Raw genomic sequence first — 19411 nt, 5'->3', positions numbered from 1 at the left:
ATATTTTAGCATAGCTATCCTATTATTCATTAAAGTCGAAGTTTATGTCTGATTTTTGTCGCGATATTGCTGATTAATCTTGCATAACGCTCCAATCTTGTTGGATGCATATTTAAAGTCAGTAACTCTTTTATGTGACTTAAATTTGTATTTTGGTGTCCAGCATATTCTAAGTGATTGATGCCGTTCAGTATTTCTTTATAGGCAACTTCCGGTGTATATAGAGTACGTAAACGTTCCACATCAAGCCGAGCCCTATCTGAAAAATCTCTAAAGGATTCAATCACTTGCTCTAACTTAGTCACCAAGTCTTCTATATCGCCCAATTTATAAATTTGACCTGCTGAGAATATTTCAAATGCCGTCAAATGTCCTAAATTATCTGATAGAATTACTGGAAGCCCTCTTAAGATTGCTTCAACATAGACTAAGCCAAAAGTTTCCATAGATGAGGGGAAAACACAGATATCTCTATCAGTTACTTCTTCCCAAGGATTATCTAAGTTACCTAAAAATTTAACATTTTTCTGTAATTTATTTTCATGGATATATTCATCACAAATAGCTTTGTATTTACTATCCCATCCTCCAATAAAAACCAATTCAATATCTAATCTATTTAGTGTCTTATATGCTTTTATAAGTTCTAATTGATTTTTTCCTTCTGTTAATCGACCAACAGAAACAATTCTAACTTGGTTGCCTTTTTTTAAATCTTTTGTTTCTTGCTCAGTATAAGAAATAAACGGACGGACTTTCTTATTAAATAGTGGTGTTAAAAAATTATTTAACTCTCCAGTCACACTAAATAATTCTGAAGAATAGTCTTCTATGAAGTCAATTTTATCAGCATAATAAGCAAACTCATTTTTAGGGAATTCATGAATTAGCCAGAAATGGGGAACCTTTTGACATGAGGCAGCAATTGCTCCCTGAAAAACATTAACAGTATTTGAAATAACCAAGTCTATCTCATTTTGCTCAATAATTTCAGCTATGTCCTGAACATTCTGGCGATAGTAGCTTGTAGCCTCTTCTCTATTAAGGATTTCTCCACCTGGTGCATCCGGCCACCACCACTTGACAGTTGGCAAATAGTAATTCTTAACCCCTATCATTTTATAAAGTTGCTCATGCTTATCTTGCGGTTCCCCTCCTATTGCATGAGTAACATTTATAACTGTGTGTCCCAGTTGAATAAGGTACTTCATTAGATAATAAATAGACTTCTCCGCACCATTATCCATACTAGTCGTAGGAGAAATAAACAAAATACGTTTCATTAGACTAACTCTTCTTTCAAAAAATCATTAATTCTATTTGCTGTAGTGCAATGATTCATTACAAATTCAAAAGCATTTTCTGCTATTTGTTCTCTCAAGTCTTGTTCAAGAATCAATCTCTCCAATTTACTTTCCCATTCGTTATCATCTGCTAGAACTCCAGTCACTCCATCTTGAATCATTTCTTCAAATGCTCCAAGATTACTTGCAACTGTCACAACTTTAACTGCTGCCGCTTCTATCCATTTAATTTCCGACTTTGCTTCATTAAAGGTTGTGGTTACAAGCGGCGCCAAGTTAATATCAACTTGTGAAATTAAATTTGGAAGCTTTCTCCAATCAACATACTCATGACTCACAATCTGTTTTTTGAATTTTTGGAATGGTTTAGGAATGTCTAAATATCCTACTATATGTAATTCCACTTGCGGGTACTTTTGAAGCAGATGTAGCAATGCTTGGCTAATTAAATCAAAATTTTCGTTGTGTGTAATTGACCCTGAGAAATATCCTATTTTGACTTTATTGTCGTTCGAATTTTTCTTAACTTGTAAACTACGCTCAACTAATTCTTTAGACATGACGTTGCGATTCAAGATAACCTTGTTTTTATATTGTTCAAGCTCGTCTTTCAATTTCGAAGTCGATGTGATAGCATAGTCGCAGAGAGAAAGCATTTTTTTGTAAGCTAAGACACTTGTATCATAGCCTTTTTTCTCTCTCTTGCTCAAGCCTTGGGTAAATTCAAGTTCATCTGTAAATTTTGTATCAAAAACCAAATCATCAATATCAAAATAAACAGGTCTGTTCTTTATGTGTGCTGCTCTACAAATTTCTTTCAGCATATCATTGAATGGAGCTCTATAAATAATAATATGACTAGCAAACTGTGCATCCTGAAGTTGTACAAGAGAATTATTTATCACTCGAACTGTATAACCAAGTTCTCGCAATTGCTCAGCCTTATTTAACACACGATAACGTGTACATTGTGGAATAATATTTTCGACACCATCAATAATCAAAATATAAGATTGATTTTCTCTAGTTTTAAAATCTTCTAATATAGAAGACACCACTTCAATCGGATAATCTGTTTCCTTAGCAATATACTCCATCAAATCCGGAATCTCAGATTCTCTTTCTAAACCATGCCAAAAATATTGTTCTCTGTCATAATTTCTAAAGGCCGAATACTTAACTAATGGACAACCTTGCTTTAATAATTTAAGCGGATGAATATACAATGCACTATCTTTCGTGTCTTTAATCAATGCATCATACTTAAAGCCTCGATCATAAAAATATTTTGCAAACACAGTTTCATGTTTTCCAATTGCCTTATTACGAGAATCCGTATCAGAGAGCTTTTCCCAATAATCATAAAATCCTTCATACCTAAGCAAGCTATTTTCAATAACAACAAAATATGATTGTAAGTGCTTAGGAATTTTACCATAAGGGTTATAGCCGGTAAAGTCTAGCTGCTCCTCACCCATCGAAATTCCCCAAAAGTCTAGCTGATTGGAATTAAATTCAGAGAAAACCTCTTCCAAATCTCTAAAAGGACCAATATTCGTATCATTAACCAAGATGACCTGATTATACTGTTGTAACGCCTCTTTTCCAGTATGCATTATCCCATGTCGGAAAGCCGCAACATCATACCCCTCATTTTCTCTTTCCACAACCTTACCATATTGTGCTAAACGATTTATATCAGCCTGTGGAAGTTTACCATTTACAACAATTAAAACATCTCGAGAAATTTTAGCCAATGCCTCTAAAAAAATTACTTTATAGTCCTGTAAATACGATTGATGTTCATAAATTGTGTAAATCAAGTAACGATTTTTGATATCTGAATAATTATTTCTACGTTGCTTATCACGTTGCAAAGCTAGTAGAGTTCGCTTTATATATTTTGGAATGCTCCAGAAAAACTTTGCAATATTTTTGGTAAGCTCTAATATATAAAACAATAGCTTGTATTTACCTGATAAGATAAATAATCGCGTTGTGAAATTTCTAATCCACCTTTTCACAGTGTTACCAATCACTTTCTATTATTATCTACTTTTATAAATTTTCAAAAGTTTGTTTTGAATAAATGTTGATACATATATCCCCAGAACTCTGGTCATTAAACCTGAGATTCTAAACGAAACAAGTTCTACCCTATGTGAATATTTTAGCAAATATCTAAATTTTTTCACAAACATTTTTATATCAGAATTATTCAGATATGGAAATACAAATGGCAAGATGGAAATATAAGAATTTGATAAATAAATCAAAAGTGCTTCTTGTTTCTCATTCGATAGTTGTTTAAAATTCTTTAAATTTTCTTCAATTCCTCTAAAGGCATGTTCTACATGTCGAAGCGTGACATTATTTGTAATACTTCCTTGTCGGTTCTGACGATACATACATTGTGTATTATTTACAACAATAAATACATTCAACTCTTTCAAGAGATTTGCACACCAAATACCATCTTCATATAGATATCCACTCAAGAAATTAAGAGCAGAGGTAAATTTATCTCTTCTGACACACTTATTCCAAGCAGGGGTGATTAGGGCTCCTGTTTCAACGAGTAAGCGCGTATCTGTAATAACCTGATGAAACGGTAATTTTTTAGAAAAATTTCGAACTGCTACATCATCCTTACCGTAAAAGTAGGAAAATGGATAGATAACTGCATCAATAACTTCGTCATGTGAAATTATTTCTCTATTAATTTCATCTAAAAAGCATATATCAGTCCAAAAATCATCTCCATCTAAAAATAAAATATAGTCACCACTAGCGTTCTTTATCCCTGTATTTCTGGCTGCAGATAATCCCCCATTAGACTGATGAAATACCTTCACCCTATCATCTTTAGCTGCTAATTTATCGCATATATTGGAGGTTATACCATCTGTAGAACCGTCATCTACCAACAATATTTCAAATTCTTCATAAGTCTGATTCAGTACACTATACACACATTCTTCCAGATAATCAGCAACATTGTACGCTGGGATAATAACGGAAAACTTCACACCTAGACTCCTTTTTGTAATCTAATTTTCCTATATTTCATGAATACAGGAATTAAGACTGTAATAATTTTATAGCGCAACATAGGAAAAGGCTTCATAACCATGTTAAAAAGATTAAAGCAGAAAAAGTAAAGCTGCCAACCACTCTCAAATTGAGTACCTTTCCATGGCGTCTGATTTAATGCAGAAACATAGTCCTCTCTAAATCGATGTTTATTTCCGATTCTCCATGGACGTTCTTCGCCTAAAAAATGAACAATACGTGGTTGCTTACGAATTTTTACAAATTCTTCTTTTGAAATAAACGTTGAAGGCCTACTTAATTTTTCCAACGTACGATATGGATAAACATCAAAAATATTAAAATAATTATAAGTTATTGAGAGTGTTTTTATCTCTTCTTTCAATGCTCCATTCAGTGCATCTTGATCATTAGCAAAAAGCTCTCCATTTTTTTCTTTATAATAATCAAAAATAATTGTTCCTATACTTTTTGAACGCCACCGTTTCAAATCGATTAGAAGAACTCCCGCATTATGATATGTATACGTACCCAAACCCAAACTCTCTCTTCTCTCAGATGAAGCTGTTGGTTCTGGGCACATTCCAAGGACTTTCCCCTCTAAATCTACTTCCCATAGCTCCCGAATATTTTCTAAAACTAAAGTATCTCCATCTAAATAGATGATTCTATCAACTTCTTCGGGCAGTAATTTATCTACAAGTAATCTTGCAAGTACAACCGAAGCCCAACCATTTGTGTCAACTTCAAAATCAAAATATGATTCCAAGTTTTCCAATTCAACGATTGTCAATTTATTTCCTCCGTCGGTAACAAATTGATGAAGTTTTTCTTTATTCTGTTGACTAATACCATCTGAGAAAAGATAAAAATGGCATGTATCGTCTTCGTTTAATGTTCGCATGATTGAGCCCATACAAGCTGCAACTTGCGGGACAAAAGCATCATTCAATGTAAATAATATATTCACGTTTCCCTCTTCCACTATCTTAAATTACAACCAATAATAATCCACTATCAAAAATAGATACATGATAAAGTTAATGACTACTGTGCCAGTGATCAACCGTATCAAATACTTCTGTTTTACCGATACACTTACCTGCTCTTTTAACATTAAACATGCCGGAAATAGATAGACTAAAAATGGAGTAAAGTATCTTCCTTGTGCCCCTTGAGAAATCATTGCATTTGGTCCAATAGCTGTCGGTGTCCATGCAAAATACATGCCCGCTACAATGATAGCTACCTGAACAGGGAGTACAAATAACGAAGCAAGACCTTCTGTTTTACTTATCTTTAAATTTCCATCATTAAATAATAATAACGTAAAAATGAAAATATCTATGAAAATTAACCAAAGAGGTAATTGAGTGACAAACCAGCCAAAATAACCAAAAATACCAACCGTTAAAATACCATTAAGATGATCATTTCTATTATTGATAAATAAGCTGTTTATCATCACTTTAACAAAGTGCACGACACCACCTCTATTATGTAGGAACAGATAGCTAACAAGTAAAACTAGTCCTAATCCCAAAATAAGAATTGGTAATCTTCTCTTTTGAATCCATTTTAAAATCGAATTAAACTTAGATAAGACACCTTCAAATTCAAAATCAACAAAAAACAATAGTGCCAAAAGTAAAATATTATTTGCTTTTGTTAAATATAATAGCAAGGATAATAATATTAAATTAATAAATTTCCTGGTGGTCAGCACCTTGTCTACCAATAAGTTAACATAAAAAACAAAAAATGCAACAACAGCCAGATAGTTCACCACATCATAAGACAGTGAGCCAGCCTGCTGAATCATCATAGGTAAAAGCGAGACAAAAAACAGCGTCATCTTCCCATACTTTATTTTTTTTATCAAATAGTAGATACCTATAATATAGACTATTGTATTAAAAAGGCGCCCTATAGTGACCATCATACCATATGACGGATAAATCAATTTACCTACAACTAGACCAATTAGCTGAGGTGTACTCATTAACGATTTCAGAGAAAAATCGATAGATAATTTGTCCTTTGAAAAATCACGAATTTTGGTAAAAAGGCTTGAATATTCTGTAGAATCAACTGCATGAATCTCCGGTTCTGAATACGTAAAATCTGCTGCCCGTAATTCATTCATTGCCTCTGTATCTCTACTTGTAGGAGAGTCAAATAATATATTCCACGACATAAAAGCATGTGTTGCTTCATCAGGAACCTTTGTCACAGGCATAACAAATATTGAAATTAACAAAAAGGGGATTGCTAACCTTAAAAATAATTTTTCTATCTTCATTCTTGTACTTCCCAATTCAAATGTTTTTGCAATTTTAGATATATTACTAAAGAAATTAAAAACCAAGTCCACATCGAACTCACAAAAGCAATAGCTGCCCCCAATATTCCATAATATTCTACCAATGGATTAGAAATCAATATGGATAATAGACAAGAAATTGCAAATGAAATTACGAGATACTTTTGCTTCCTCAAAACAGTAAGCATGTTATCACAAATGGTTGCAAAGGTACTCGCAATTCCCCCAAGCATTGTTATAATAAAGCTTAGCCAGTATTTATTAAGATTCGTTCCATAGAGAATATTTAATGCTGGAATCCCCAATACTATCCCCCCGACCAAAACTAACACAGCCAACCCGACAACCATTTTAACGATACGCTTCTGATATTGTTTAAATTGATTATAGTCCCCAGCTCTTCTATATATAGCCAACTGAGTTATCATGGGTCTAAACAAAATCAATAAAATATTCATTGAAAAAACAGGCATAAATAAAATGTTAAAATCCCTTTGAACACCTGTTCCTATAACACCTCTCTCAAAAAAAGTATTGAGAGCATATTTAGGTTGATTATAGATAGTAACAAGTAAAAATGCATTAATAAATAACGGCAAGCATTCTAACAATATATTTTTAATGGCTTTCAAATTAATTTCTTCTTTGATAACCCTCGTAAATTGAAACAAATTCGGAACATCAAAAAAGAAAACAAATAAATATGAGCTAATGACTAGATAGATTAATGAGAGTAGCAGGTTATTGGTTATAAACAAACCAAGTCCAAATGTCAAAATCACAATAGAGTTTCTCAAAAAAAGTGATTTACCTGCAATATCTAGCCGAGCATTTTGTTGGAACAATCCTTGAAAAACATCCGACAGAGCGTCACTTCCGCGATACAAACATATTAGGAAAATACAAGCAGATTTTTGAAATTCATATTTAGACAGAAAAATATAGCTTAAGGCAAGTAATAGCATAATAGTGATTGTTATAAGCCTTGTTGCAAGATACTGGCTAAACGAAAACTTTTTCGAAACATCAGTCGCTTGATAATCTCTTACCTGAAAACTAGCAATGATTACAAAAAGATTTGCTACTGCATAAGCAAAACTAAAAATATCAGCCTCTAATTCCGTCAACAAACGTGTTACTAGTAACAATAAAAATATTGATATTGCTGCTGAAGAAATACTTCCTAATAAATTCCAAATAAATATTGTTTTCGGTGATACTATTTTGCTCTTCACACTATCTTCCCCTTGTTTGTCATCCGTTATCCCTAATTTTTTAATAGAGATTTCTTTATCATCTTAAACACACTTACAATTCCAACAGATATTATCTTTAGTGTCCTTCTCAGTCCAATTTGTAAAAATTCTTTTTCTTCAATAATTAAACGTAATTCCCTTTCGCTGGAAAAACTAATCTTTTCCAATATTGGACTCACATTTTCAGTATTCTCGACCACTGCATAATCATTTGATAAATCCCACGCGCTATAAATAAATAATATTGGAACTAGCAATAATCTATCTTCTTTTGAAAAATCAATGTTTCTAAATTTTTCCTCAAGCTTTTTATAGTGTTCTGTTTTTATCCAATACCAACTTACTTCTTCTCCAATTATATAAGGCACTTTATAAAAATCAACTTTCTTAGTTCTCACAAGTGATTCATAGAGTATATTCAATTGACGAATAAGTTCTGGATTGCCCTCACGAAGGCTTTTTCTATCATATCTTTGATTAATTGTTAAGTCCGGAATAACTACAGCCAAATTAGATTGTGATTCAAAATTAGAAATCACTGCATCGAATGATGTAAAAAACATTTTCCTCAACTGATGCCTGTCAATAATATCCTCTCCAGAATATTTTATTTCCTTTGTTTGTTTGACAGTTATATGAGCAAGATATTTGGCATCTCCCATATAGTTATTTACTATTTCAAAAAAATGCAATTCATCTGTGAGTTTTACAATCTGTGCTCTCAATTGGTAGGTGAATAAATATCTCTCAACTATACTAAAATTATTTGAAAAATCAGTTTCTGGCAATGTTATTAGTAACTGGCACCTATCGGCTATTTTGCATAACTCTTCAATATACTCTTCAAAAATAGACACTGATTCTATGTGAACATGAAGAAGTACCGACCTCGAAGATAGAACAGTTTCCATCGTTTGCGAAACCCGTATTTGAGGAATAAAACTCGTACCCGGAATAATTATCTGCCTCAAATGCCTCTCGATTAATTCAACTGGATATTCCGTTTTCATCCTAATAAGATGTAATAAAGAATATATTCTGTCTGGATATTCGGTAAAACTCTTTATTTTTATGAATGGAACATTATTTTTAAGTATAACTTCTGGATATTCTAGTGTAACATTTCTATTTTCAAGGGTTTTACAACAAATGGATGTATCTAATACACACTTATAGCTATAGCCCTCTGATAAAAGTATTTTTGTCAATTGGCTCTCATATAATTTTATAACATCTTGAATATCTGTTAACTCACTTACCGATGACCAAAAACCAACAAATGCTTGACTCTGCAAGATTCGTTTTTTAAATACCATAAAATATGACTGTAAATGTTCCGGGACAACTACACTATCTATTTTTGTCTCTAAGTGATTGGTCATCCCCCAAAAATCTACATCAACATCACTTTCAAATTGACTATAATAATCCTCTAGGTTCCAGAGGGGGCCGAAACATGTATCATTCATCAGAGTTATCGAATCATATTGATAAAATGTTACTTGATTCAGCCCTTCTTTCCATGCCGCAAAATCATAACCAATATTCTCTCTCTGGATAAAAAAATCAATCAGTCGTTCCGACTGTAAATATTGTACTATGTCCTTTGAAATATGGCTGTTAGAAACAAAAACTATGTCTGAATAAATACTTCGTATCGACTTTAATTGATAATAAATATATTCACTGACAACATTATATTTATTATAGTGAACATATACCAACAAACGCGACATTCTGCCTCCGTTATATTTTATTATTCTAGTAGTTCCCATTGGCTATTTCTCTGAATAAACCCGGTTGCTGCGTCTTCCTCTGCAATATTATCAGTACTAAACTTCCTACTAATAAAAATAGCTGGTGTGTCAGAAGTCTTTGCAAATAATAACGGCTGTTTATTACTATTTCGTACTGACACCGCCATTTTTAATTTTGCCTGATTAATTGAAGGTAGCTTACATTTCACTCGGATAAACTTCTCACCTTTGCCAAATGTTTTTAAATCCATAGAATTGTCGTTATATACATCAAAATGACGTTCTAAATCTAAAAATGTAAATGCAATATGTGTTTCAATATCTTCTAAAACCGTATATTTAAACTCGATTTCAATTGATTCATCTGGTTCAATTTGATTTTTTGAGACCAGATTAATCTGCAAATCTTTTACAATATCACTCTGATGTAGAGGTTCTTCGTTTTCTGTAACTTCGCTTATTGAGGCAAGCACATTATCAAAACTGTATTGATTAGCTACATCATCAGGTTCTCCTAATGCCTTGACGTATCCTTTCTCTATAAGAAGAGCTTTATTACAATACTTTTTCACAGCTCCCATATCATGGGTGACAAGAATAGTCGTTTTTCCACTTTTTTTACGCTCTAGGAAGTAATCATTACATTTACGCTGAAAGGCCTCGTCACCGACTGCTAGAACCTCATCAAGTATCAAAATATCTCCCTGAGCTTTAATGGCAACTGAAAAGGCTAAACGTACCTGCATACCACTAGAATAATTTTTCAGCTTTTGATTCATGAATTCACTTAATTCCGCAAATTCAACAATATCATCATACATTGCATCAATTTCTTCTGCAGTAAATCCTAACATCGCACCGTTTAGGTATACATTTTCCTTACCAGTTAGTTCCGGATTAAAACCAACACCAAGTTCAATAAAAGAAACTAATTTACCATCCACAGCTACAGTCCCTCTTTCAGGAACATATATTTGAGATAAAATTTTTAACAGTGTCGACTTACCAGAACCATTGCGACCAACAATTCCAAAAAAGTCCCCTTTTTCAACTTCAAAACTGATATCCTGCAAAACATTATACTCTACGTAGCCTTTAATTCCTTTAAATAGATTAACTAGTGTAGTTCTTAAACTCTGACTACTCTCCGTTGGAAGCTTAAAACTCTTGCTAACATGTTCTACTTTTACAGCAATATTATTTTTTTTTACCATTACAAAATCTCCGCAAACTTTTTGGCATTTTTTCTAAACACAGTTATACCCAATAGGTAAACAACGACTGGAAGAATATACGGAATTGCCACAATAACAGGATTTTCAATCAATTCACTAACTGTAGTATTCCCAGAATAAACAATAAAATGTCTCAAGTCTTGAATAATTTGTGCAACAGGATTCAACATCATCAATTTAGCAAATGTTACTTGCCCACGCTGTAAAATGAATGTTAGTGAATAAATAATTGGTGTTGCATACAATCCAGCCTGTAAGAACACTTCCCAAATTGGACCAATATCTCTAAATCTTACAAATAAAGAGGATAAAATGAAAGCTATACCTGTTGCTAGTAATGCCAATTCAAAAAACAATGGGATTATAATTAAAATGGACCAAGTAAAGGGAACCCCGTTAATAGCAGCAAATACAAACACAACCATTAAGTTAATGGCGTAATTAATTGCAGCTCCTGCAACTGAAGAAAAGACGATTATCTCTTTCGAAAAATTCAATTTGCGCAACAAATCCCCGCGTGAAACAATAGACATCATCCCCATATTAGTTGCTTCTGTAAAAAAGTTCCATGTTACCATACCCAATAGTAGCCCTACTGCATAATGAGGAGTTCCATCATCAAAGCGCAAAAAACGAACAAATACTAAATACATAATTGTAAAAAGTAACATCGGCTTCAAAATCGACCAGAGATGCCCAATGAGAGAACCTTGGTAACGCAATTTAAAATCTGTTTTAATCATCTCTCTTAAGAGTATTTGATTTTCTTTATTTAATAAATTCATAGCTATTCCTTATATGCAAATTTTGTCACAATCAATGTTGTGAATACTAATGTATGAAAGGTTTTGTTTTTTCTTAAACCATATTTTCTCAAAATCCTGAATCGTTCAAGCATTGGTTTATCCATAATGGTTACAAAGGCTTCTATTAATTCTCTATTTGATTGAGAAAGTGGCATTTGTAATAAATGCCGGGCTTGTTTTTGGCTATTTTTGATCAAGTCCCAATAGACCGCAAATAAAATGTGAGGACGAATCCATTTTTTAAAGCGTTTTGAGAGAGTTCGAGCACCTAAAACATTATCAGAATGTTGGCGGTACAATTCACCTGGTTGATCAATAAACACCAAATCCCCAAAGGCTGAAGCAAGTAAGGCCAAGTACCAATCGTGCATGAGTATATCATCTGTCTCTTGCCACATTTCAGCGAGAGTATGATTAATCATGGCGACACCGCCAGTCACAGTATTCTCAGTCAACTCTTGCACCAATTCCGTATTGGCATGATGAGATTGAGATTTTACCATGCTTTCAGTCATAATCTCTAAATCTTGATTCACCACTTTTAAATCCATATAAACCATTAAGGGGAGATTAGCTGGATAGTTTTGGGCTTCGTTTAGACTGAGTTCCAATTTATTTGGCAACCAAACATCATCCTGATCACTAAAAAAATAATAGTCAGCCCTATCGTGGTTCACTAGTTTGTGAAAACTTTTAATAACTCCAAGATTGTCACTCTTATCACTATCAATAAGATGAACTCGACTATCTTGACGCTCAAAATCTTTAAGTATTTCTTTTGTATTGTCACTGGAACCATCATCACGAATAAATAGTGTCCAGTCTGTGTAAGTCTGTTCTTGGATAGAGCGAATTTGCTCAGCTAAGAACTGTTGACCATTGTAGGTCGACATGAGTATATTTACTTTCATTGTAAAAATAATTCCTCGTACTCACGTGCAATTTTTTCCCATGTATAGGCTTCTTGCATGTGTTTTTTTGCAACTTTTCCAAGCTCAATGGATTCCGCTTGTCCATCTATTTGATCAATCAAATGAGCCAAATTTCCTGCATCTTTGCTCCAATAATGAGCACCTTCTAGGGCAACTTTTCTATTAAAATCAACACCTAAAACCAAATTTTCATTGGTTTGTGCCAAGGCCTCAAGTAGACCAGGATTAGTACCACCAACTTCATGTCCATGGATATAAGCTCGACACTCCTGTCGAAGATACTTTAGCAGTTCTTGATCGTACACTGTTCCAACAAATTTGATACGTGAATCAGATGCAAAATCTGTTTCTTCTTTGAGCTGTTGGAAATAAGCAGAGCCTTCATGATTGGCTATAATGACCAAATCGCGTTTTGTCTTGCTGGCCATAAATTCCTTGATAGCTGTTACATAATTATTTTCTGGAACAAAGCGACCAACTATCAGGAAATATTCCTTCTCTTTAATGTTCCAATTTGTAAAATATTGGCGAACTTGTTCAGATTCTTTGGTTAACTTAGTCGGACTTAACTCTGTACCATAGGCAATAAAAGTTGTATTTGTAGCTGAGTATTCAGACTGCAAGTAATCTTCAATACCTTCATTGTCAGCGACAATCAAATCAGCATATTTGACCATCATTTTTTCAGAAAATTTTAGATAGCGTTGAACTGGTTTAGCCCATTTGGTCCGTTTCCATTCCAAACCATCTGGATTGACAAACAAGGTACCTCCAACAGAGTGAATCATTTTTGCAAAAGGCACTATGAAGCCACCTATGGTATTTCCCAAGATATAGAAAATTGGTCGCTCTATCTGCTGTTCCTTGATGATTTTAAGGGCATAAGTAATCGCCATCATATCATAAGCAATCACACGAGCGGGTCCAAGTTTTGGTGGATTAATGGTGAAGCAATCTGCACCCAGGTAGGTCGAATGTTGGTGATGACTTGTATCAGACAAGCACGCCACATGGTAATGAATCTTTTCAGATTGTTGGTGACTGACCAATTGTTGGACAAAGGTCTCAAAGCCACCATATTTTGCTGGCAGTCCACGACTACCGATAATAAAAACGTGTTTCATGAATCCTCTCCATCAAATTGCAGTTCTTTTCATTATACCATTTTTTAGTTTTTTTTCCTAATTCTATCCTAGTTTGGCTATAAAGCCTTTTCTTTTTCTACACTTCTAACTCCACAGTATAGATAAAAACAAATTTTGAGTTAATAAGAAAAATTTGATATAATATGTACTGGCTTTTACATAAAAATATAAAACTTAGAATTGTTAATAAATATGAAACTAATCAAACAGCTTATTCACATACTAATCTCCATCGGATTGATTGGAAGTTTTTTTCTCTATGCACATCTCATTCAAAACGAATTAGGTTCTACAAAAAATGATGGAACTATAGAAATAATCGCAGAACAACCAAACCAAGTAATCGACAGCATCCAAATAAATGGACACTATATTCATTCATCAGAAATTATAGAAAACCAATGGGGAATCAATGATGCTGATTTAATTCCTAATTTTTCTTCTCTAGGTGAAGAAAATTCACTCGTAATTAAATCTTCCTCTTCTGTAAGAACCTTATCATTTGAATACTTTGTTAGTGAAAATCCGACTATTGTAAAAATTAAAGTCGGTGGACAATTGGTTGAATCCATTGACACATCAACTGGAGATAAATATAAAAATTTAGCCTTTATTGAGCTTCCCTATACTTTACGGATAACTAAAGATAATCAATTTTGGTACCTCCACTTAATAGTCCTTGCTTTAGGTCTAACATGCTTTATCTTAAATGGAGCAACACGGAGAATCAAAAGAAGAGATATCCGTATCTTAACAATATTATTAATCGTTCAATATATATTCACTACTTTTACATTTCCACGTTTATATCGCAATGAATTAGTGCTATTTAATTCGAACTTTAATAAAATGGAAACTCAACAGCTATTAGTTGCACTAACTTTCCTGATATTTTTTGGTCTTTTAGGATACAAACAGCTCCGAGGTCATATCTCTAAAGCCTTCAAAACGATTAGCCTATCAGTGATTTATCTTCTAGTTCCCATTTTTTCATTATTTATTATTGAAAATAGCTACTCACAATTCTCTACTCTTTCCCCAAACAGTCTTTGGAACAATCTAATCATTATCGGAGTCCTCTACCTAATACTGGTCTTTACAACTAACCTACGATTTGCCAGCCTATTAATTCTATCCGCTTCAGTATTTATTGGTATAAGTAACCAACTTTTGATTGACAGCCGTGGTGCTCCTCTATTATTTTATAATCTTTTTCAAATTACAGACGGATTAAATGTAGCTTCTAGCGTAGCAATTAATATCAACAATCGAATGCTACAAAGCATGGTATTTTCTTATATCTTATTGACCTTCTTTTTCTTTATCCCCAAATTATATTTACCAAAACTTCTACCTTCTAGAACGTTCTATTCTAGTTATGATTTCAAATGGCCGAAACGTTTCAGCAGAATTTTACTGGGCTACATAACTTTAATAACAATCGTTCCAATGATTAATAAAACTGTCGTCTCTAATGCAAATATATCATTAAACTACTGGAGAATGTACGTCACCTATGGTCAATTTGGGCTACCACTCTCACTCGCCTCTTTCTATGAAGATAGTAAAATAACTAAGCCTGAGGGATATTCACTCCCAAAACTTAATGAAGTTCTTGAGAAGTACCCTCCTGAAACAGAAAAACAAACAATCAGACCTAATATTATCTTTATACAGAATGAATCACAGAGTGATTTTTCAAACTTACAGGGCTTAAATATGGAGCCTGATCCGCTATCAAACCAACATGCATTAACAGACAATACTATTCATGGCACCCTCAATGTCTCAGTCTTTGGCGGTGGTACTGCAAATACCGAGTATGAAGTGCTGACAAGTAACCCAATCAGTTTATTATCCTCTAATTTATTCCCATATCAGCAGATTATCACACAAGAACGTCCAAGTTTCGCAACTTATCTAAAAAATAAAAATTACGACACCGTAGCTCTACATCCTCAATCTGGAAATAATTACAACCGCAATGCAGTGTATCCTCTACTAGGGTTTAATAAATCTTATTTTTTAGATTCGGAACCTGCTATTAGTAGCTTAGCACCACTAACAATCGATCGTGGCTGGCCATCTGATCAATTCTTGTTCAACGGAATAAAAGAACTTTATACCCAAAAAGGAAACCAGCCTCTATTTAGCTTTGTTGTTACCATGCAAGGACATGGAGGCTATCCAAGTACGGAAGAAATTTATCCTCGCGAAGTCAGCATTAATGGTTCAACATCTGAACACTTAGCTGAAACAGAATTTTTGACCAGCATGAAAAGAACAGATGAAGCATTTGCAGATTTAATTACTTTCTTTAGCACTTACAAAGAGCCAACGGTCATCGTCATGTACGGCGATCACCAACCTAGTTTGACTCAAGAATTTTACGCACAATTTATGGATGAAAATAATCCTGCTGCTAAATATTCTACCCCTTTAGTGATTTGGTCGAATTTTGATATTAGGGAGCGCGAATCTACAACAATCAGCCCAAACTATCTCGTTCCATATTTGATGGATATTTTATCCGAATCCGACTATGCCCTTCCTCGATCACCTTACCAACAATTTTTGAGTGATATGCAAATCGAAGCACCTATCATTACTAGCTGGGGAAATATCGATAATAATGGCCAACAAATTGAAGATCTATCAACCCTACCACTTTACCAAACATACTTACAACTAGAATACAATAGTGCCATTGACAAACAACCTTTAACAGATTTATATGAGTGATAAAAATAGCCTTGCTCGTTCTTGAGCAAGGCTATTTATTTATCATCAATCATCCCAAAAACTTAATTATCTAAAAGATAAAGCTTGTAATTCTCGATAATTGATCGTATTTTTTCACCATATTTCGGATCAGTAGCATATCCTGATTGTCTTAGCGCAAGAATCGCTTGTTGATAATCAGTTGCCTCTCTGAAACTCTGGTAATTTTTTATTCTCCACGGAGTAGAGGTAAAGAACTTAGCATAGTCTGCTACACTTTCATTCCATGAATTATATTTTCTAAACAAGTGCTTTTCTTGCTTCTTCTCACCATCACGGTATTCATTGGTAATGATTTCAATTGTAGCACCTGTCCACGCAGCATCCGCTTTGATGCCAAAAAGATTATTCCCATGAGTTGCCAAGTATGACGTTCCCCATGCACTTTCGAGGATGGCTTGAGATAACATGACGCTCGAAAGGATAGAATTAGCTTTTGAACTTTGCTCAATTGCAGGTACTAGATTAGCTATGAAACTTTTTTGATTATTAGAAAGTTTTTCTGTTTCAATACCTGTACCTGCAATTTCTACTTTCCCTCAACAGCACCGTACCAATTCATTACGCCTTGTGCCAATGCTTTCGCAAGGCGAGTGTGGTAAGAATCTTGTTTGATAACTTGCAACTCCGAAGGATTATCCATAAATCCTAACTCTACTAGAATAGCAGGAATTGCTGTCTCACGAAGGACTGCAAAAGTTTCTCTTCTTACGCCACGGTTAACTGCACCTGTTTCTTTAATTAAACTCTCCTGGACCTTGTTGGCTAAAATCTCACTTTCAGCTAAACGAGTAGGGTTATTATGCATTTCTTTATTAATTTTAGGTTGGTATTCTGGATTATATTGATACCAGTATGTTTCGATACCAGTCGCATTCGAAACTCCTGCTCCCGTCGCATTAAAATGAATACTAATAAATAAATCTGCGTTACTTGCATTCGTCATTCGTGAACGCTCTGTTTTGAAGTCTACATCATAATCACCTGTACGGGTCATCAAAACATTGATTCCATATTTCAAGAGATTTTCACGCAACTTATTTGAAACAGACAATGCAAGATTTTTTTCATGTACGCCACCGTAAGAAGCGCCCGAGTCTCGCCCTCCGTGCCCTGGGTCAATATAGACTGTGTAGGATCGCTGTGCTGACGGATTTGATAAGTGAGTCGTTGTGCCGCCAGCACCTGTTAGACCTCCACTTGAGTCCTTATAATATAAGTGAACACTATAAGTACCTATACGGTATTTATGGTCCTTCTTATTGACAGTTAACTTATAACTGCCATCTGACTGACGAGTGGCTTCATACCAACGTATATCGTCTGACTGGGACCAGGTAGGTAAGAGAACACTTGATATATCTTTCGGTGACGAAACATTAGTAACACGAACATCAAAGGTACCTTGGGCATCGTTACGATTTTCAATTGTGATGGTGCCTGTTGGCTTCGCTTCTGATAAATGAGTCGTTGTGCCGCCAGCACCTGTTAGACCTCCACTTGAGTCCTTATAATATAAGTGAACACTATAAGTACCTATACGGTATTTATGGTCCTTCTTATTGACAGTTAACTTATAACTGCCATCTGACTGACGAGTGGCTTCATACCAACGTATATCGTCTGACTGGGACCAGGTAGGTAAGAGAACACTTGATATATCTTTCGGTGACGAAACATTAGTAACACGAACATCAAAGGTACCTTGGGAATCGTTACGATTTTCAATTGTGATGGTACCTGTTGGCTTCGCTTCTGATAAATGAGTCGTTGTACCACCTGCACCTGTCAAACCACCATTTGAATCCTTATAATATAAATGAACCGTGTAGGTGCCTGTGCGGTACTTATGGTCCTTCTTATTGACAGTTAACTTATAACTGCCATCTGACTGACGAGTGGCTTCATACCAACGTAAATCGTCTGACTGAGACCAAGTGGGTAAGATAACACTCGCTATATCCTTAGGAGAAGAGATATTAGTAACACGAACATCGAAGGTACCTTGGGCATCGTTACGATTTTCAATTGTGATGGTGCCTGTTGGCTTCGCTTCTGATAAATGAGTCGTTGTACCACCTGCACCTGTCAAACCACCATTTGAGTCCTTATAATATAGATGAACTGTATAAGTACCTGTGCGGTACTTATGGTCCTTCTTATTGACAGTTAACTTATAACTGCCATCTGACTGACGCTTTGCTTCATACCAACGTAAATCATCTGACTGCGACCAGGTCGGCAAGATAACACTCGCTATATCCTTAGGAGAAGAGATATTGGTAACACGAACATCGAAGGTACCTTGGGAATCGTTACGATTTTCAATTGTGATGGTGCCTGTTGGCTTCGCTTCTGATAAATGAGTCGTTGTGCCACCAGCACCTGTCAAACCACCATTTGAATCCTTATAATATAAATGAACCGTGTAGGTACCTGTGCGGTATTTATGGTCCTTCTTATTAACTGTTAACTTATAACTGCCATCTGACTGACGAGTGGCTTCATACCAACGTAAATCATCCGTCTGGGACCAAGTAGGTAAAATAACACTTGATATATCTTTCGGCGATGAAACATTAGTAACACGAACATCAAAGGTACCTTGGGCATCGTTACGATTTTCAATTGTGATGGTGCCTGTTGGCTTCGCTTCTGATAAATGAGTCGTTGTACCACCTGCACCTGTCAAACCACCATTTGAATCCTTATAATATAAATGAACCGTGTAGGTGCCTGTGCGGTACTTATGGTCCTTCTTATTGACAGTTAACTTATAACTGCCATCTGACTGACGAGTGGCTTCATACCAACGTAAATC

General features: G+C 34.6%; 14 protein-coding genes. 1 reads left to right on the top strand and 13 read right to left on the bottom strand.

From position 1 onward, the window contains the following. Positions 1 to 29: 29 nt before the first annotated feature. Genes ODU34_RS02855 through cps2T form a run of 11 tightly spaced genes read right to left on the bottom strand, consistent with a single transcriptional unit; the run spans position 30 to position 13788 of the window. Positions 30 to 1283, bottom strand: coding sequence for a glycosyltransferase family 4 protein (locus tag ODU34_RS02855; RefSeq protein ID WP_398578304.1), 1254 nt, complete (start codon positions 1281 to 1283; stop codon positions 30 to 32). Continuing rightward, positions 1283 to 3343 (bottom strand): rhamnan synthesis F family protein, encoded by a 2061-nt coding sequence (locus tag ODU34_RS02850; protein ID WP_398578303.1) that lies wholly within the window; start codon positions 3341 to 3343, stop codon positions 1283 to 1285. Before ODU34_RS02850 ends, ODU34_RS02855 begins: the two co-directional genes overlap by 1 nt. A gap of 9 nt (positions 3344 to 3352) precedes the next feature. After that, complete coding sequence (locus ODU34_RS02845; RefSeq protein WP_398578302.1) at positions 3353 to 4333, bottom strand: glycosyltransferase family 2 protein; 981 nt, start codon at positions 4331 to 4333, stop codon at positions 3353 to 3355. Positions 4334 to 4335: 2 nt separating this feature from the next. Beyond that, the gene (locus tag ODU34_RS02840; protein ID WP_395408927.1) at positions 4336 to 5325 is read right to left on the bottom strand and encodes a glycosyltransferase family 8 protein; all 990 of its coding nucleotides are present in this window, start codon (positions 5323 to 5325) and stop codon (positions 4336 to 4338) included. Between the two features lie 24 nt (positions 5326 to 5349). After that, positions 5350 to 6657, bottom strand: a complete 1308-nt coding sequence (locus tag ODU34_RS02835; protein ID WP_398578301.1) for a DUF2142 domain-containing protein — start codon at positions 6655 to 6657, stop codon at positions 5350 to 5352. After that, positions 6654 to 7913, bottom strand: coding sequence for a polysaccharide biosynthesis C-terminal domain-containing protein (locus ODU34_RS02830; RefSeq protein ID WP_024378821.1), 1260 nt, complete (start codon positions 7911 to 7913; stop codon positions 6654 to 6656). The genes ODU34_RS02835 and ODU34_RS02830 overlap by 4 nt, the downstream gene beginning before the upstream one ends. Before the next feature lie 32 nt (positions 7914 to 7945). After that, positions 7946 to 9709, bottom strand: a complete 1764-nt coding sequence (locus ODU34_RS02825) for a rhamnan synthesis F family protein (protein WP_238145677.1) — start codon at positions 9707 to 9709, stop codon at positions 7946 to 7948. Continuing rightward, positions 9691 to 10905: an ABC transporter ATP-binding protein gene (locus tag ODU34_RS02820; protein WP_105106129.1), complete on the bottom strand. Its 1215-nt coding sequence runs from the start codon at positions 10903 to 10905 to the stop codon at positions 9691 to 9693. The genes ODU34_RS02825 and ODU34_RS02820 overlap by 19 nt, the downstream gene beginning before the upstream one ends. Further along, on the bottom strand, positions 10905 to 11711 hold the full coding sequence (locus ODU34_RS02815; RefSeq protein WP_002937101.1) for an ABC transporter permease: 807 nt from the start codon (positions 11709 to 11711) through the stop codon (positions 10905 to 10907). The genes ODU34_RS02820 and ODU34_RS02815 overlap by 1 nt, the downstream gene beginning before the upstream one ends. A gap of 2 nt (positions 11712 to 11713) precedes the next feature. Further along, complete coding sequence (locus ODU34_RS02810) at positions 11714 to 12643, bottom strand: glycosyltransferase family 2 protein (protein ID WP_105106130.1); 930 nt, start codon at positions 12641 to 12643, stop codon at positions 11714 to 11716. Then, positions 12640 to 13788 (bottom strand): beta 1-4 rhamnosyltransferase Cps2T, encoded by a 1149-nt coding sequence (gene cps2T, locus ODU34_RS02805; RefSeq protein WP_398578300.1) that lies wholly within the window; start codon positions 13786 to 13788, stop codon positions 12640 to 12642. Before cps2T ends, ODU34_RS02810 begins: the two co-directional genes overlap by 4 nt. 213 nt (positions 13789 to 14001) lie before the next feature. On the opposite strand from cps2T, the gene ODU34_RS02800 reads away from it, so the two are divergent. After that, positions 14002 to 16551 carry an LTA synthase family protein gene (locus ODU34_RS02800; protein WP_205014844.1) on the top strand — a complete coding sequence of 850 codons (2550 nt, stop codon included), beginning with the start codon at positions 14002 to 14004 and terminating at the stop codon, positions 16549 to 16551. 62 nt (positions 16552 to 16613) lie between these two features. Here ODU34_RS02800 and ODU34_RS02795 read toward each other — a convergent pair whose 3' ends face one another. Both ODU34_RS02795 and ODU34_RS02790 read right to left on the bottom strand, forming a co-directional pair. Next, positions 16614 to 17042 (bottom strand): glycoside hydrolase family 73 protein, encoded by a 429-nt coding sequence (locus tag ODU34_RS02795; protein ID WP_079268065.1) that lies wholly within the window; start codon positions 17040 to 17042, stop codon positions 16614 to 16616. A gap of 77 nt (positions 17043 to 17119) precedes the next feature. After that, positions 17120 to 19411: GBS Bsp-like repeat-containing protein (locus ODU34_RS02790; RefSeq protein ID WP_398582918.1), on the bottom strand; the 2292-nt coding region annotated here is incomplete at its 5' end.

This window comes from Streptococcus sp. 2018WUSS126 (genome assembly GCF_044427425.1).
Lineage (GTDB): Bacteria > Bacillota > Bacilli > Lactobacillales > Streptococcaceae > Streptococcus > Streptococcus hashimotonensis.
The sequence above is the reverse complement of the archived record's forward strand: the minus strand, read 5'-3'. Positions and strand labels throughout refer to the sequence as shown.

What these genes read in the sequence shown, in the direction of transcription:
- ODU34_RS02855 (WP_398578304.1), bottom strand. Translation starts at nt 1,283, where the DNA reads ATGAAACGTATTTTGTTTATTTCTCCTACGACTAGTATGGATAATGGT.
- ODU34_RS02835 (WP_398578301.1), bottom strand. Translation starts at nt 6,657, where the DNA reads ATGAAGATAGAAAAATTATTTTTAAGGTTAGCAATCCCCTTTTTGTTA.
- ODU34_RS02825 (WP_238145677.1), bottom strand. Translation starts at nt 9,709, where the DNA reads ATGGGAACTACTAGAATAATAAAATATAACGGAGGCAGAATGTCGCGT.
- ODU34_RS02820 (WP_105106129.1), bottom strand. Translation starts at nt 10,905, where the DNA reads ATGGTAAAAAAAAATAATATTGCTGTAAAAGTAGAACATGTTAGCAAG.
- ODU34_RS02815 (WP_002937101.1), bottom strand. Translation starts at nt 11,711, where the DNA reads ATGAATTTATTAAATAAAGAAAATCAAATACTCTTAAGAGAGATGATT.
- ODU34_RS02810 (WP_105106130.1), bottom strand. Translation starts at nt 12,643, where the DNA reads ATGAAAGTAAATATACTCATGTCGACCTACAATGGTCAACAGTTCTTA.
- cps2T (WP_398578300.1), bottom strand. Translation starts at nt 13,788, where the DNA reads ATGAAACACGTTTTTATTATCGGTAGTCGTGGACTGCCAGCAAAATAT.
- ODU34_RS02800 (WP_205014844.1), top strand. Translation starts at nt 14,002, where the DNA reads ATGAAACTAATCAAACAGCTTATTCACATACTAATCTCCATCGGATTG.